We start from the raw sequence: 14,292 nt of genomic DNA on the forward strand, positions 1-14,292 counted from the left end.
GCAAGGAGCGAAAGCATGGCCAAGAAACGGTTTATCGCCGGTGCAGTCTGTCCAAGCTGTAGTCAGCAGGATACGTTGCGCTGGTGGCAGGAAAATGAGGTCGAGCGGGTTGAGTGTGTATCTTGCGGTCATACCGATACCAGGGCCCCTCAGTCCGTCGAGCAGAGCGAGCAACTCTCCTCGCAAACCAAACAACAGGTTATCGGGATTTTTAAGCCCGAGGACTAAATAGGCTGAGCAGCCTTTAAACAGAATATTGGCATCTTGCTGCCATTATCCGGTATCATGCGGGCGAAATCCTTTGATACCCAGTTCAAAATTGGAGTAAACATGAAAGTCGCTAAAGACATCGTAGTAAGCCTGGCTTACCAAGTTAAGACCGAAGAAGGCGTTGTTGTTGACCAGTCGACAACTGAAGCACCTCTTGATTACCTACACGGCCACAACAACCTGATCGTAGGTTTGGAGAAGGCGCTTGAAGGCCGCGAAGCTGGCGACAAGTTTGAAGTGACAGTTGCTCCAGAAGAAGCGTACGGCGAGCACATCGATGCGATGGTTCAGCGTGTACCTGCTGACGTTTTCCAGGGTGTAGACGAAATCACTGTTGGTATGCGTTTCCTAGCAGACACTGATCAGGGCCCAATCCCTGTAGAAGTGACTGAAGTTGACGGTGACCACGTTGTTGTTGACGGCAACCACATGCTAGCAGGTCAGACTCTGACTTTCGGCGTAGAAGTTGTTGCTGTTCGCGCGGCGACTGAAGAAGAAATCGCTCACGGTCACATCCACCAGGGTGGCGGCTGCTGTGGTGGCGGTAGCTGCGGCGACCACGACCACGGTGAGAAAGAAGAAGGCTGCTGCGGCGGCGAAGAAAAAGGCGGCTGCGGCTGCTCACACTAATCGCTCACGATTAGCATGAAAAAAGGAAGCCCATGGGCTTCCTTTTTTGTTATTAATAATGCGGTGGCGGTGTCTCTTCCGACTCGCTTGCCAGGTTGGATGGCTCCATCCCCTTGACCTTGCCGACCATGAACTTCAACTGGGTCTGCATCTTGTCAATCAGGAACTGCTGCTCGGTCAGGGCCTGGTTGAGATCCTCGATGGTTTGCTCCTGGAAAGCCTGCTTCATTTCAAGCTCGTCGATCCGGGCCTGTAGCTGTTCGATTTCTTTCATTGCGTTATTCCGTCGTCCATTGCTGGGCGATACCTGCTGACGTTCCCGAGATCACATGACTATCGGGCGTAATGGCCACATCATACACCACCGCGGCGGGTGGTCGAGTATCTTGTTTGGCTGCCGCTTCCCAGCGACCCAGATTATCACCGCTTTGGGTGTCCCACAGTTCGACCCGGCGGGCAGGGGTACCGGTAGCCAGTAGTTTGCCGTCATCGGAGAAGCGGGCGCTGGACAGGATCTGCTGACGAAGCCGGACGGCCAGTGAAGAGACTTGCTCGCCACTTTGTAGATCCCAGATATAAATGTCGTTACTGCCATCTGCTGTCATCGCAAGTTTACCATCACGCTGCAAGGCTACTCGGCTGATCCGGCTTTGATGCTCAAAGTGCTGCAGGATCTGGCCGCTTTGGGTATCCCACAGATAGGCGGAATGGTCATTTCCCCCGGACAGGGCATAGCGGCCATTGGCAGAAATGGCGACGGAATTGACTTTTTCTCGGTGGGCAAGGAACTCTAGCCGTCTTCCGCTGCCCAAGTCGACGTACAGGGCTTTGCCGTTCGATAGTGCCAGCAACACATGCTGGCCGTTGTTGGCGATAGCGGCATCGCGGATCAAGCCGTCGGATATCGACCAGAGCCCCTCGGATTGACCCCAGGCCAGATCCCAGACGGCAAAGTTTTGTGCGGTCGCGGTAATGGCATAGCGGCTGTTATCGGAAATCTGGCTGCTGAGCACCGTATTGTGATATGGATCTTGAGAACCAAACTCCGCTAACTTTTTGTTTTGCTGTAAATCCCACAGCACGATACCTTGTTGGGCTGAGTGGTAGAGGGCAAACCGTCCGTCTCGGCTGAGGCTGAAACTGGTGGTACCTTCCGGGGCCAGTTCCCAGCGATTGAGTTCTGTACCGGAAAAAAAACAGCCAGTGAGGATGAAAAGTGCCAAAATGAAACATGGCACGTATCTTTTTGTTTGCATTAAGGTCTGGTTCCACTTGGTTAACACATAGTGTCATTTCCTTATGAATGCACTGCTGGGCAGTGAATTCATAAGGTGCATATTAGTATATTGATCTACAGTGCTTTTCATACCGCTTGATGAAAAGACTGGCGACTGATTTTTGAGGCATTGCCTCAGTTTAAAATGGAGAAATACATGAAACCTGTTCTGAAGATGTCTGTTTTGGCTGCAACGATCCTGCTAGCTGTAGGCTGCCAAGATGAAAAAGCAGCGGAAACAAAACCGGCAGAGCCTGCAAAAGTAGAGCAGGTGGCAGCTGAAGCCGCACCGGCGACATTCGCGACTGAAGATGACAAAGCGGCTTACGCTATCGGTGCTTCACTGGCGCAATACCTGGCTGCAAACCTGGACCAGCAGAAAGAGTTGGGCTTGGAGCTGAGCAAGGAGCAAGTGCTGGCGGGTGTGACAGATGTGTTTGCCGACAAGAGCCGCCTAACGCCGGAAGAAACCCAGCAGGCACTTCAGTCGCTAGATCAGCGTGTGTCTGAAATTGCCCAGCAGAAAGCACAGGAAGAAGCCGAGAAGAACATCAAGGCCGGTGAAGACTACCGTGCTGAGTTCGAGAAGAAAGATGGCGTAGTGAAGACTGACTCAGGCCTGCTTTACCAGGTTGAGACCCAAGGCGAAGGTGACAAGCCGGCTGCAACTGATACGGTTAAAGTACACTACAAAGGTATGCTGACTGATGGCACTGAGTTCGACAGCTCTTACGCGCGTAACCAGCCTGCCACTTTCCCACTGAACCAGGTGATTTCTGGTTGGACTGAAGGTGTTCAGCTAATGCCGGTTGGCTCTAAGTTCACTTTCGTTATCCCGCCAGAGCTAGCATACGGCTCTCAGGCAAACCCAAGCATCCCTGCTAACTCAACGCTGGTATTCGAAGTAGAACTTCTGGATATCGTTAAAGCAGATCAGCCAGCAGAAGAAGCGGCTCAGTAATCTAGCACATCGCATATTGTGATTTAGCAGAATTGCGATTTAGGATAAGTTTAAAAACCCAGCCTCGGCTGGGTTTTTTTATCATTCTAGTTGTATATGGTGTGAAAATGTTCAGGCAACTGTCCGAAATCTGATAAACTTGCAAGCAAGATTTGAAAATTTATCAATCGCCGTGAAATTTTCTTTCCCGGTGAGGCATAGCCCATTCTATTTATTTTTTCCCATTTCTGTGGCACAGAAGTTAAATAGAATGGGCAACAGCAAGGAAGATAGACGCGTGGTATCTACTGAAAACTTTGGCTCAGAAGTGATGGTTGAGAGTGACTTGATTGAGCCGCGTGCTTTTAGCGAGCACGATTACATTATTCTTCGTTCTTACGAGGCCGTTGTAGACGGCTTGGCTGCCTTGATTGGTCCATTCTGTGAAATCGTGCTGCACTCATTGGCCGATCTCAACACCTCTGCAATCAAGATCGCCAATGGTGAAAATACCGGGCGTAAAGTGGGCTCGCCAATCACCGATCTTGCCCTGCGCATGCTACGTGATATTGAAGGCTCGGAGCGTAACTTCTCCCGTGCCTACTTTACCCGTGCCAAGGGCGGGGACTTGATGAAGTCAATCACCATTGCGATCCGCAACGGCGATAACGATATTATCGGCCTGCTGTGTATCAACGTTAACCTCGATGCACCTTTCTCGCAGATCCTGCAATCCTTCATGCCGACTGATGAAGCCAAGCAGGCGGCATCGAGCGTCAACTTTGCCAGCGATGTCGATGAGCTGGTGGACCAGACCGTTGAGCGCACCATCGAAGAAATCAATGCCGACAAGAATGTATCGAACAATGCCAAAAACCGTCAGATCGTGATGGAGCTGTTCGACAAAGGTATCTTCGATATCAAGGATGCGATCAACCGGGTCGCGGATCGCCTTAACATTTCCAAGCATACGGTCTACCTCTATATCCGCCAGCGTAAGACCGAGGATGGCGAAAAATGAGCCTGAACTATGTGCTGGTGGTGGAAGGCCCTGCTTACGGGACCCAGTCGGCACGTTCGGCGTACCAGTTTGCCGTTGCACTCCTGGCTGAAGGGCATCACTTGTCACGAGTATTTTTCTATCAGGACGGGGTTCATAACGGCTCCGCCCTGACGGCACCGGCGTCGGATGAGTTCGATTTGGTCGCGGCTTGGCAACAGCTGGCACAAAACCATGGCACCGAGCTGCAAACCTGTGTCGCGGCGGCGCTACGCCGCGGTATCATCAGCCCCCAGGAAGCCGAGCAGAACCAGCTGTCAGGCAGTAACCTGGCCGCGGGTTTTGAGCAGGCAGGCTTGGGTGGTTTGGCCGAAGCCATGCTGACCGCCGATCGCGTCATTCAGTTCTAACGGGATAACCATGACAACTTTAGGTTTTGTATTCCGCCAAGCGCCACATGGCGTCGCCTCGGGCCGTGAAGGCCTGGATGCTGTGCTGGCAACATCCGCCTACAGCGAAGATATTTTGCTGTTTTTCCACGGTGATGGTGTCTACCAATTGCTGGATGGCCAGCAACCGAAAGACATTTTGTCGCGTGACTATATCGCTACGTTCAAGATGCTCGAACTCTACGATATCGAGCAGGTTTATGTTTGCCAGCAGTCTTTGCAGGTTCGCGGGCTAACCACGGACGATCTGCTGATTGATGTCATTGCATGCGAGCCGGCAGAATTTTCCGAGCGCCTGCATGCCTGTCAGCGCGTGCTGGCATTCTAAGCCCATATTCGTTGAGGCACCGTATGCTCCATATTTTTACCCGCTCCCCATTCCAGTCCCGATCTTTTGACGAAGCCGCTGCCGTGATCAGCCAAAATGACTCGATTTTGTTGATCCAAGACGCAGTTATCGCTGCTACGGTTGAAAATAGCCCAATTTTTTCGTTCCGCGATTCCGGCGTAAAAATTTATTTACTGGCAGAGGATTTGGCTGCTCGCGGGCTGCAGGATAAGCTCAAGCTTGATTTCAATGTTATTGATTATAAAGGATTTGTTGGCTTGACTGTCGACTGTGAAACACAGATGAAGTGGGCCTGATAGGCATTCTTAAACCTTGGAAAACCCGTGGATATCAGGTTGAACAAGAAATAATCATTTGATTGATCGCTGGTTACATCTTGACACCCTTGGGTGCGATGCCTAAAATTTCGCGTCCTCCTGTTGTTGGGAGGCAGATTTTTCACATTTACGAAAGTAATATTTCAGGAGCTATTTAATGGCAACTATTAACCAGTTGGTACGTAAGCCACGTGCTAAGCAAGTTGTAAAAAGCAACGTGCCTGCACTAGAAGCGTGCCCACAGAAGCGTGGTGTATGTACTCGTGTATACACTACTACTCCTAAAAAACCTAACTCAGCACTTCGTAAAGTTTGTCGTGTACGTCTGACAAACGGTTTCGAAGTAACTTCGTACATCGGCGGTGAAGGTCACAACCTTCAGGAGCACTCAGTTGTTCTAATCCGTGGTGGTCGTGTTAAAGACCTTCCAGGTGTGCGTTACCACACCGTTCGTGGTGCACTTGACTGTGCAGGCGTTAACGACCGTAAACAAGGTCGTTCTAAGTACGGTGTGAAGCGTCCTAAGTCTTAATGGATTCCGTTAAGTAAGGCCAAACACTAAAATTATTTAATTTTTGAAGAAACTGTAAAGTTTTGGATAACCTGAAGAAGACAACGGAGAATATCCATGCCACGTCGTCGCGTAATCGGTCAGCGTAAGATCCTTCCAGATCCAAAGTTCAAATCTGAATTGCTGGCAAAATTCGTTAACATCCTAATGGTTGACGGTAAGAAATCTACTGCTGAGAAAATTGTTTACTCTGCACTAGAAACAATGGCTGAGCGTTCTGGTGAAGAACACCTAGCTATCTTTGAAAAAGCTCTTGAAAATGTACGTCCAGCGGTAGAAGTTAAATCTCGCCGTGTGGGTGGTTCAACTTACCAGGTGCCTGTAGAAGTACGTCCAGTACGTCGTAACGCACTAGCTATGCGTTGGTTGGTTGAAGCTGCGCGTAAGCGTGGTGAAAAATCTATGGCTCAGCGTCTAGCAGGCGAAATGCTTGATGCGGCTGACAACAAAGGTTCTGCTGTTAAGAAACGTGAAGACGTTCACCGTATGGCAGACGCGAACAAAGCGTTCGCACATTACCGCTGGTAATCACCCCGGTAATACAAATAGGGCGCGGCAAGCTTGGCTTGTCGCGCCTAAACCATACTCTAAGGACTCCCTTAGTAAGAGGATACTGCCGTGGCTCGTAAAACGCCTATCGAGCGCTACCGTAACATCGGTATTTGTGCTCACGTTGACGCCGGTAAAACAACAACTACCGAGCGTATCCTGTTCTATACAGGCTTATCTCACAAAATTGGTGAGGTTCACGACGGCGCAGCTACCATGGACTGGATGGAGCAGGAGCAGGAGCGTGGTATCACTATCACATCTGCTGCAACGACTACCTTCTGGCGTGGTATGGAAGCTCAGTTCCCTGAGCACCGCGTAAACATCATCGATACCCCTGGACACGTTGACTTTACCATCGAGGTAGAGCGTTCATTGCGTGTGCTTGATGGTGCGGTTGTTGTTTTCTGTGGTTCATCAGGTGTTGAGCCTCAGTCTGAAACCGTTTGGCGCCAGGCTGACAAGTACGAAGTACCGCGTATGGTTTTCGTAAACAAGATGGACCGAGCTGGTGCCGACTTCCTGCGTGTTGTTGACCAGATCAAAAACCGTCTTGGTGCGAACCCAGTGCCAATTCAATTGAATATCGGTGCTGAAGACGAATTCAAAGGCGTTGTTGACCTTATCAAGATGAAGGCCATCAACTGGAATGAAGATGATCAGGGTATGTCATTTACCTATGAAAACATTCCAGCTGACATGGTTGAGCTTGCTGAGGAATGGCGTCAGAACCTGGTTGAATCAGCTGCGGAAGCATCTGAAGAGCTGATGGACAAGTACCTTGAAGAAGGTGAGCTGTCTGAAGCTGAAATCAAGGCCGGTCTTCGCCAGCGTACGCTAGCGAACGAGATCGTGCTGGCAACCTGTGGTTCAGCATTCAAAAACAAAGGCGTTCAGGCTGTACTTGATGCAGTGATTGAATTCCTGCCTTCGCCAACGGAAGTGAAAGCTATCCGCGGTGAAGACGAAGAAGGTAACGAAGTTGAGCGTCACTCAAGCGATGAAGAACCATTCTCAGCGCTAGCGTTCAAAATCGCGACCGACCCATTCGTTGGTACCTTGACCTTCATGCGCGTTTACTCTGGAGTTGTAAATTCAGGCGACACCGTCTACAACTCAGTAAAAGAAAAACGCGAGCGTTTCGGCCGTATCGTTCAGATGCACTCGAACAAGCGTGAAGAAGTTAAGGAAGTCCGTGCGGGTGATATCGCTGCAGCGATCGGCCTGAAGAACGTCACCACTGGTGACACCCTGTGTGATCAGAACCACAAAGTGATTCTGGAGCGCATGGAATTCCCAGAGCCGGTTATTCAAATCGCTGTAGAGCCTCGCTCTCAGGCTGACCAAGAGAAAATGGGTATTGCGCTAGGTAAACTGGCTGCAGAAGATCCATCATTCCGCGTCGAAACAGACGATGAATCTGGTCAGACTTTGATTTCAGGCATGGGTGAACTTCACCTGGATATCATCGTTGACCGTATGAAGCGCGAATTCAGCGTTGAATGTAACGTTGGTAAACCTCAGGTGGCATACCGTGAAACTATCCGTGGTAAAACGGAAGTGGAAGGTAAGTTTGTACGCCAATCTGGTGGTCGCGGTCAATATGGTCACGTATGGCTGAAAATCGAACCATCGGAGCCTGATGAAGGTTTCGTGTTCGTGGACGAGATCGTTGGTGGTGTGGTACCGAAAGAGTACATTGGTGCTGTTTCTAAAGGTATCGAAGAGCAGATGAACAACGGTGTGCTGGCTGGCTATCCTGTATTGGATGTCAAGGCTACCCTGTTCGACGGTTCTTACCATGACGTTGACTCCAACGAAATGGCATTTAAGATTGCCGGTTCTATGGCATTCAAGAAAGGTGCGCTACAAGCAGAGCCTGTTATTCTTGAGCCATTGATGAAGGTTGAAGTAACCACTCCGGAAGACTGGATGGGTGATGTTGTTGGTGACCTTAACCGTCGCCGCGGCATGATCGAAGGTATGGACGAAGGCCCTGCTGGCCTGAAGATTGTCCGTGCCAAAGTACCGCTTTCGGAAATGTTCGGTTACGCAACTGACTTGCGTTCTGCGACCCAGGGTCGTGCGTCATACTCAATGGAATTTAGCGAATACGCTGACGTTCCTAAGAATGTCTCTGACTCTATTATCGCCGAGCGCGGTTAATCGCAAGATCTATATTGCGCCAATTGCTGTTGGCGCATAAAATAGCAACTTCTGACGCGTCCCATATTAATTTCGGTGGGGCGTATCATAACTAGGAAGGAACACGATCGTGTCTAAAGAAAAATTTGAACGTACGAAACCGCACGTTAACGTTGGTACTATCGGCCACGTTGACCACGGTAAAACTACTCTAACTGCTGCTATCTGTACTACTTTGTCAAAAGTATACGGTGGTGAAGCTAAAGACTTCGCATCTATCGATAACGCTCCAGAAGAGCGCGAGCGTGGTATCACAATCTCTACTTCTCACGTAGAGTACGATACTCCAACTCGTCACTACGCACACGTAGACTGCCCAGGACACGCCGATTACGTTAAAAACATGATCACTGGTGCTGCGCAGATGGACGGTGGTATCCTAGTTGTTGCTGCAACTGACGGCCCAATGCCTCAGACTCGTGAGCACATCCTACTAGGCCGTCAGGTTGGTATCCCTTACATCATCGTGTTCATGAACAAGTGTGACATGGTTGATGACGAAGAGCTTCTAGAGCTAGTTGAGATGGAAGTTCGTGAACTTCTTTCTGAGTACGACTTCCCAGGTGACGACTGCCCAGTAATCATGGGTTCTGCTCTTGGCGCTCTAAACGGCGAGAAAGAGTGGGAAGACAAGATTGTTGAGCTAGCTGAAGCACTAGACAACTACATCCCAGAGCCAGAGCGTGCGATCGACCGTCCGTTCATCCTACCTATCGAAGATGTATTCTCAATCCAGGGCCGTGGTACTGTTGTAACTGGTCGTGTTGAGCAGGGTATCATCACTGTAGGTGACGAAGTAGAAATCATCGGTATCAAAGACACTACTACAACTACTTGTACTGGTGTTGAGATGTTCCGTAAGCTTCTTGACGAAGGCCGTGCTGGTGAGAACGTTGGTGTTCTTCTACGTGGTACTAAGCGTGACGAAGTTGAGCGTGGTCAGGTTCTTGCTAAGCCAGGTTCTATCACTCCGCACACTACTTTCGAGTCAGAAGTATACGTTCTGTCTAAAGACGAAGGTGGCCGTCACACGCCATTCTTCAAAGGCTACCGTCCACAGTTCTACTTCCGTACAACTGACGTAACTGGTACTATCGAGCTACCAGAAGGCGTAGAAATGGTTATGCCTGGTGACAACATCCAGATGGTTGTTACTCTAATCGCTCCTATCGCGATGGACGAAGGTCTACGCTTTGCAATCCGTGAAGGCGGTCGTACAGTAGGTGCTGGTGTTGTTGCTAAGATCGTTGCTTAATTTGCAATAGTCTAACGACACTAAGAAAAGGGAAGCTTCGGCTTCCCTTTTTGCTTTTTGTTATCCGTGTCATCATATCTGGTCATCTCTGCCTCTATATTTTTAAATCGTATAACCCCGCTTTTTCTATCTCCAAACGATCTATAGATTCTTTAGTTTGCAACTAGTAATGCAAACAATTCTCGTTTATATTTTCTCCGTCAACATTAGGATGGAATGAAAATGTACGTTTGCCTTTGCCACGGAATTTCCGACAAGAAAATCATGAAACTGGCTGACCAGCATGGGATCAGCGATGTCCGCGGCATTCGCCAGTTTACGCCTTTGGGCTCGCAGTGCGGAAAATGTATTCGCCAGGCCAAAGAAGTCATCGAGCAGGCAACGATCACTCGCTACAAGAAAGCCAGTTAATCAGACGCTTTCTTACAACGTGTCTTTTGACACTCTTCTAATCGGTTCTATGCTTATGTGAACTGACAGAGGAGTGTTTTGTAATGAAAGCTGATCCGAAAATCATCCAACACCTCAACAAAGTCCTCGGCAACGAGTTGGTTGCTATTAACCAGTATTTCCTCCACGCCCGCATGTACAAAGACTGGGGCCTGAAACACCTTGCCGACAAGGAATACCACGAGTCAATCGACGAGATGAACCATGCGGATCATTTGATTGAACGTATCCTGTTCTTGGAAGGTTTGCCTAATCTGCAAGATCTCGGCAAGCTTAATATCGGTGAAGATACCCAGGAAATGCTCGAGTGTGATTTGGCGTTGGAGATGGCAGCTATCCCGGATCTGCGAGATGCTATTGCGTATGCCGAAGAAGTGAGGGATTACGTGTCGCGTGATCTGTTCCAGGATATCCTCGAGGATGAAGAAGAACATGTCGACTGGCTCGAAACCCAACTTGGCCTAATTGAAAAAATGGGCATTGCCAACTATAACCAAGCCCAGATTGTCGATGAAGACGATTAGAGTAGGGGAGTGGTGGCGCTTGGCTATCGGCCATAGGCAAGTGGCATAACACGAATAACGGTTTCAATTATTGTATTTTGGTGGGGGTGCTTATGATAATGCATCGCCCATCGCCCATCGCCCATCGCCCATCGCCCATCGCCCATCGCCCATCGCCCATCGCCCATCGCCCATCGCCCCAACAGTCACTTACCGCTAATTCTGTCTGATTTTCAAACAAGGCTTGCGTTCAAAACTGTGATCTGTATAATGCCCTCCACTGCCTGAGGATATAGCCTCGTAACTGCAGTTGTGAACCAATAAGCGTTGAGGAAGAAACTGCTAAGCAGTTTGTAAATGTATACTCTGACTTATGTTCGCAGTCATTAAATTGACTGACAATGTATCCGATAGGGATACTACGTTCACATAAATCAATCGGCATTCTCTCGTCTTTACGAGGTTGAGTGGCGATATTGTTTGTGTAATTTTTATAATTGGAGCTCTGTCTCATGCAGAACCAACGTATTCGTATCCGCCTTAAGGCGTTCGATCACCGTTTGATCGATCAGTCTACTGCGGAAATCGTTGAAACAGCTAAGCGTACTGGCGCGCAGGTTAAGGGTCCAATCCCTCTACCTACTCGCAAAGAGCGCTTCACTGTTCTTGTATCTCCTCACGTTAATAAGGACGCACGTGACCAGTACGAAATCCGTACTCACAAGCGCCTTATCGACATCGTTGAGCCAACAGACAAAACTGTTGACGCTCTTATGCGTCTAGACCTAGCTGCTGGCGTTGATGTTCAGATCAGCCTAGGTTAAGGGGAGATAAGAGAATGATTGGTCTAATCGGTCGTAAAGTGGGCATGACCCGCGTATTTACCGAAGATGGCGTTTCTATCCCAGTAACTGTGGTTGAAGTTGAAGCAAACCGCGTTTCTCAGGTTAAATCTGTTGAAACTGACGGCTACAACGCAATCCAGGTAACTACTGGTGCAAAGAAAGCTAACCGTGTTTCTAAGCCAGAAGCTGGCCACTTTGCGAAAGCAGGTGTTGAAGCGGGTCGCGGTCTTTGGGAATTCCGTCTAGAGAACAACGAAGAGTTCGCTGTTGGCGCTGAGCTAACTGTTGAGCTGTTCAACGAAATTAAAAAAGTAGACGTTACTGGTACATCTAAGGGTAAAGGTTTCCAAGGTGCTGTTAAGCGCTGGAACTTCCGTACTCAAGATATGACTCACGGTAACTCCTTGTCTCACCGTGCTCCTGGTTCTATCGGTCAGTGTCAGACTCCAGGTCGCGTATTTAAAGGCAAGAAAATGGCTGGTCACATGGGTGCTGAGCGTGTAACGACTCAAAACCTAGAGATCGTACGTGTTGACGCTGAGCGCAATCTGCTTCTTATTAAAGGTGCAGTACCAGGTGCTACAGGTGGCAACGTGATCGTTAAACCAGCTGTTAAAGCGTAACGTCGAGGAGTTAGTAATGGAATTGGTAGTCAAAGGCGCTGATGCGCTAACTGTCTCCGAAACTACTTTTGGGCGTGACTTCAATGAAGCGCTTGTACACCAGGTAGTTGTTGCTTTCGCAGCAGGTGCTCGTCAGGGTACACGTGCTCAGAAGACTCGTTCTGACGTTTCTGGTGGTGGTGCTAAACCATGGCGCCAGAAAGGTACAGGCCGCGCTCGTGCAGGTACAATCCGTAGCCCACTATGGCGTACCGGTGGTGTAACTTTCGCTGCTCGTCCACAGGACCACAGCCAGAAAGTTAACAAGAAAATGTACCGTGGTGCTATGAAGAGCATTCTTTCTGAGCTTGTTCGTCAAGAGCGTCTAATCGTTGTTGATGACTTCTCTGTAGAAGCACCTAAAACTAAAGCGCTAGTAGCTAAGCTTAAAGAGCTTGAGCTTACTGATGCGCTGATCGTAACTGGCGAACTAGATGAGAATCTATTCCTAGCTGCACGTAACCTATACAAAGTAGACGTACGTGATGCTAAGGCAATCGACCCAGTTAGCTTGATCGCTTTCGATAAAGTTGTGATGACTGCAGCAGCAGTTAAAGCAGTTGAGGAGATGCTAGCATGATCACTGAAGAGCGTATTCTAAAAGTTCTACGTGCTCCGCACATCTCTGAAAAAGCAACTATGGCTGCTGAAAACGGTAACACTATCGTATTCAAAGTAGCTAAAGATGCGACTAAGAAAGAGATCAAAGCAGCAGTTGAAAAACTGTTCGAGGTTGAAGTTAAGTCTGTAAATACTCTTATCACTAAGGGTAAGACCAAGCGTCAAGGTATGCGTCAAGGCCGTCGTTCAGACGTTAAGAAAGCCTACGTTATCCTGAAAGAAGGTCAAGACATCGACTTCGCTGGTAGTGCAGAGTAAGGCTAGGAGCAAAGAAGAATGGCTATTGTAAAATGTAAGCCGACTTCCCCAGGTCGTCGCCACGTAGTTAAAGTGGTTAACTCTGACCTGCATAAGGGTAAGCCGTACGCACCACTACTAGAGAAAAAATCTAAGTCTGGTGGTCGTAACAACAACGGTCGTATTACAGTACGTCACATCGGTGGTGGTAACAAGAATGCTTACCGTATCATCGATTTCAAACGTACTAAAGACGGTATCCCAGCGAAAGTTGAGCGTCTAGAATACGATCCAAACCGTAGCGCAAACATTGCTCTAGTTCTGTACGCAGACGGTGAGCGCCGCTACATCATCGCACCTAAAGGTATTCAGGCTGGTGACACTATCCAGTCTGGCGCAGATGCTGCTATCAAAGTTGGTAACACTCTACCAATGCGCAACATCCCAGTAGGTTCAACAGTACACTGTGTTGAGCTTAAGCCTGGTAAAGGTGCTCAGCTGGCTCGTTCAGCTGGTGCATACGCTCAGATCATTGCACGTGCAGGCACTTACGTGACTCTACGTCTTCGTTCTGGTGAAATGCGTAAAGTTCTTGCTGAAGGTCGTGCGACTCTAGGTGAAGTTGGTAATGCAGAACACATGCTACGTGAGCTAGGTAAAGCTGGTGCTTCACGCTGGCGCGGTGTTCGTCCAACTGTACGTGGTGTTGTAATGAACCCAGTTGACCACCCACACGGTGGTGGTGAAGGCCGTACTTCTGGTGGTCGTCACCCAGTTACACCTTGGGGTGTACCAACTAAGGGTTACAAGACTCGTAAGAACAAGCGTACCGACAAGTACATCGTACGTCGTCGTAACAAGTAATTTTAAAGAGGATACGCCATGCCACGTTCTCTCAAGAAAGGTCCATTTATTGACCTACACTTGCTGAAGAAGGTAGAGAAAGCGTTGGAAAGCGGTGACAAGAAGCCTGTAAAGACTTGGTCCCGTCGCTCAATGATCATCCCTCAGATGATCGGTTTGACCATCGCTGTCCATAATGGTCGTCAGCACGTTCCTGTTTTCGTTTCTGAAGAAATGATCGGTCACAAGCTAGGCGAATTTGCACCAACACGTACTTACCGCGGTCACGCTGCGGATAAGAAAGCTAAGAAGCGCTAAGG

General features: G+C 49.1%; 21 protein-coding genes. 19 read left to right on the forward strand and 2 right to left on the reverse strand.

What is annotated here, in order from left to right:
* The first annotated feature begins 15 nt into the window (after positions 1–15).
* Positions 16–228, forward strand: a complete 213-nt coding sequence (locus ACXAD4_RS01075; protein ID WP_317524778.1) for a YheV family putative zinc ribbon protein — start codon at positions 16–18, stop codon at positions 226–228.
* Positions 229–330: 102 nt separating this feature from the next.
* Positions 331–900, forward strand: a complete 570-nt coding sequence (gene slyD / locus ACXAD4_RS01080; protein WP_107299044.1) for a peptidylprolyl isomerase — start codon at positions 331–333, stop codon at positions 898–900.
* Between the two features lie 52 nt (positions 901–952).
* On the opposite strand, the gene ACXAD4_RS01085 is transcribed toward slyD, so the two are convergent.
* The gene (locus ACXAD4_RS01085; RefSeq protein WP_039468948.1) at positions 953–1,174 is read right to left on the reverse strand and encodes a SlyX family protein; all 222 of its coding nucleotides are present in this window, start codon (positions 1,172–1,174) and stop codon (positions 953–955) included.
* A 4-nt stretch (positions 1,175–1,178) separates the two neighbouring features.
* Positions 1,179–2,156 (reverse strand): WD40 repeat domain-containing protein, encoded by a 978-nt coding sequence (locus tag ACXAD4_RS01090; protein ID WP_475238032.1) that lies wholly within the window; start codon positions 2,154–2,156, stop codon positions 1,179–1,181.
* Positions 2,157–2,333: 177 nt separating this feature from the next.
* Between ACXAD4_RS01090 and fkpA the strand changes: the two genes are divergently transcribed.
* From fkpA to rpsS, 17 genes are all read left to right on the forward strand, one after another.
* Complete coding sequence (gene fkpA, locus ACXAD4_RS01095) at positions 2,334–3,137, forward strand: FKBP-type peptidyl-prolyl cis-trans isomerase (RefSeq protein ID WP_475238034.1); 804 nt, start codon at positions 2,334–2,336, stop codon at positions 3,135–3,137.
* A gap of 277 nt (positions 3,138–3,414) precedes the next feature.
* Positions 3,415–4,137 carry a helix-turn-helix transcriptional regulator gene (locus ACXAD4_RS01100; RefSeq protein ID WP_317524775.1) on the forward strand — a complete coding sequence of 241 codons (723 nt, stop codon included), beginning with the start codon at positions 3,415–3,417 and terminating at the stop codon, positions 4,135–4,137.
* Complete coding sequence (gene tusD, locus ACXAD4_RS01105; RefSeq protein WP_475238036.1) at positions 4,134–4,526, forward strand: sulfurtransferase complex subunit TusD; 393 nt, start codon at positions 4,134–4,136, stop codon at positions 4,524–4,526. The genes ACXAD4_RS01100 and tusD overlap by 4 nt, the downstream gene beginning before the upstream one ends.
* Positions 4,527–4,536: 10 nt before the next feature.
* Positions 4,537–4,893: a sulfurtransferase complex subunit TusC gene (gene tusC, locus ACXAD4_RS01110; RefSeq protein ID WP_475238037.1), complete on the forward strand. Its 357-nt coding sequence runs from the start codon at positions 4,537–4,539 to the stop codon at positions 4,891–4,893.
* Positions 4,894–4,916: 23 nt separating this feature from the next.
* Positions 4,917–5,210 carry a sulfurtransferase complex subunit TusB gene (gene tusB / locus ACXAD4_RS01115; protein ID WP_475238039.1) on the forward strand — a complete coding sequence of 98 codons (294 nt, stop codon included), beginning with the start codon at positions 4,917–4,919 and terminating at the stop codon, positions 5,208–5,210.
* Positions 5,211–5,388: 178 nt separating this feature from the next.
* A complete protein-coding gene (gene rpsL, locus ACXAD4_RS01120) occupies positions 5,389–5,763 on the forward strand; it encodes a 30S ribosomal protein S12 (RefSeq protein ID WP_004399892.1) in 375 nt (124 codons plus the stop codon).
* A 96-nt stretch (positions 5,764–5,859) separates the two neighbouring features.
* Positions 5,860–6,330: a 30S ribosomal protein S7 gene (rpsG, locus tag ACXAD4_RS01125; protein WP_036818327.1), complete on the forward strand. Its 471-nt coding sequence runs from the start codon at positions 5,860–5,862 to the stop codon at positions 6,328–6,330.
* A gap of 90 nt (positions 6,331–6,420) precedes the next feature.
* Positions 6,421–8,517 carry an elongation factor G gene (fusA, locus tag ACXAD4_RS01130; protein WP_475238044.1) on the forward strand — a complete coding sequence of 699 codons (2,097 nt, stop codon included), beginning with the start codon at positions 6,421–6,423 and terminating at the stop codon, positions 8,515–8,517.
* Between the two features lie 109 nt (positions 8,518–8,626).
* Complete coding sequence (gene tuf, locus ACXAD4_RS01135; protein ID WP_107299050.1) at positions 8,627–9,811, forward strand: elongation factor Tu; 1,185 nt, start codon at positions 8,627–8,629, stop codon at positions 9,809–9,811.
* A gap of 222 nt (positions 9,812–10,033) precedes the next feature.
* On the forward strand, positions 10,034–10,222 hold the full coding sequence (gene bfd / locus ACXAD4_RS01140; RefSeq protein ID WP_475242681.1) for a bacterioferritin-associated ferredoxin: 189 nt from the start codon (positions 10,034–10,036) through the stop codon (positions 10,220–10,222).
* Between the two features lie 83 nt (positions 10,223–10,305).
* A complete protein-coding gene (bfr, locus tag ACXAD4_RS01145) occupies positions 10,306–10,785 on the forward strand; it encodes a bacterioferritin (RefSeq protein ID WP_281026241.1) in 480 nt (159 codons plus the stop codon).
* Between the two features lie 491 nt (positions 10,786–11,276).
* Positions 11,277–11,588, forward strand: a complete 312-nt coding sequence (rpsJ, locus tag ACXAD4_RS01150) for a 30S ribosomal protein S10 (RefSeq protein ID WP_107299054.1) — start codon at positions 11,277–11,279, stop codon at positions 11,586–11,588.
* A 14-nt stretch (positions 11,589–11,602) separates the two neighbouring features.
* A complete protein-coding gene (gene rplC / locus ACXAD4_RS01155; protein ID WP_107299055.1) occupies positions 11,603–12,232 on the forward strand; it encodes a 50S ribosomal protein L3 in 630 nt (209 codons plus the stop codon).
* Positions 12,233–12,248: 16 nt separating this feature from the next.
* Positions 12,249–12,851 (forward strand): 50S ribosomal protein L4, encoded by a 603-nt coding sequence (gene rplD / locus ACXAD4_RS01160; protein ID WP_107299056.1) that lies wholly within the window; start codon positions 12,249–12,251, stop codon positions 12,849–12,851.
* Positions 12,848–13,150, forward strand: coding sequence for a 50S ribosomal protein L23 (gene rplW, locus ACXAD4_RS01165; protein ID WP_039465430.1), 303 nt, complete (start codon positions 12,848–12,850; stop codon positions 13,148–13,150). Before rplD ends, rplW begins: the two co-directional genes overlap by 4 nt.
* Before the next feature lie 18 nt (positions 13,151–13,168).
* The gene (gene rplB / locus ACXAD4_RS01170) at positions 13,169–13,993 is read left to right on the forward strand and encodes a 50S ribosomal protein L2 (protein WP_317524766.1); all 825 of its coding nucleotides are present in this window, start codon (positions 13,169–13,171) and stop codon (positions 13,991–13,993) included.
* Between the two features lie 18 nt (positions 13,994–14,011).
* The gene (rpsS, locus tag ACXAD4_RS01175; protein ID WP_005302795.1) at positions 14,012–14,290 is read left to right on the forward strand and encodes a 30S ribosomal protein S19; all 279 of its coding nucleotides are present in this window, start codon (positions 14,012–14,014) and stop codon (positions 14,288–14,290) included.
* Positions 14,291–14,292 lie beyond the last annotated feature (2 nt).

This window comes from Photobacterium sp. AWH4_225 (assembly GCF_056158405.1).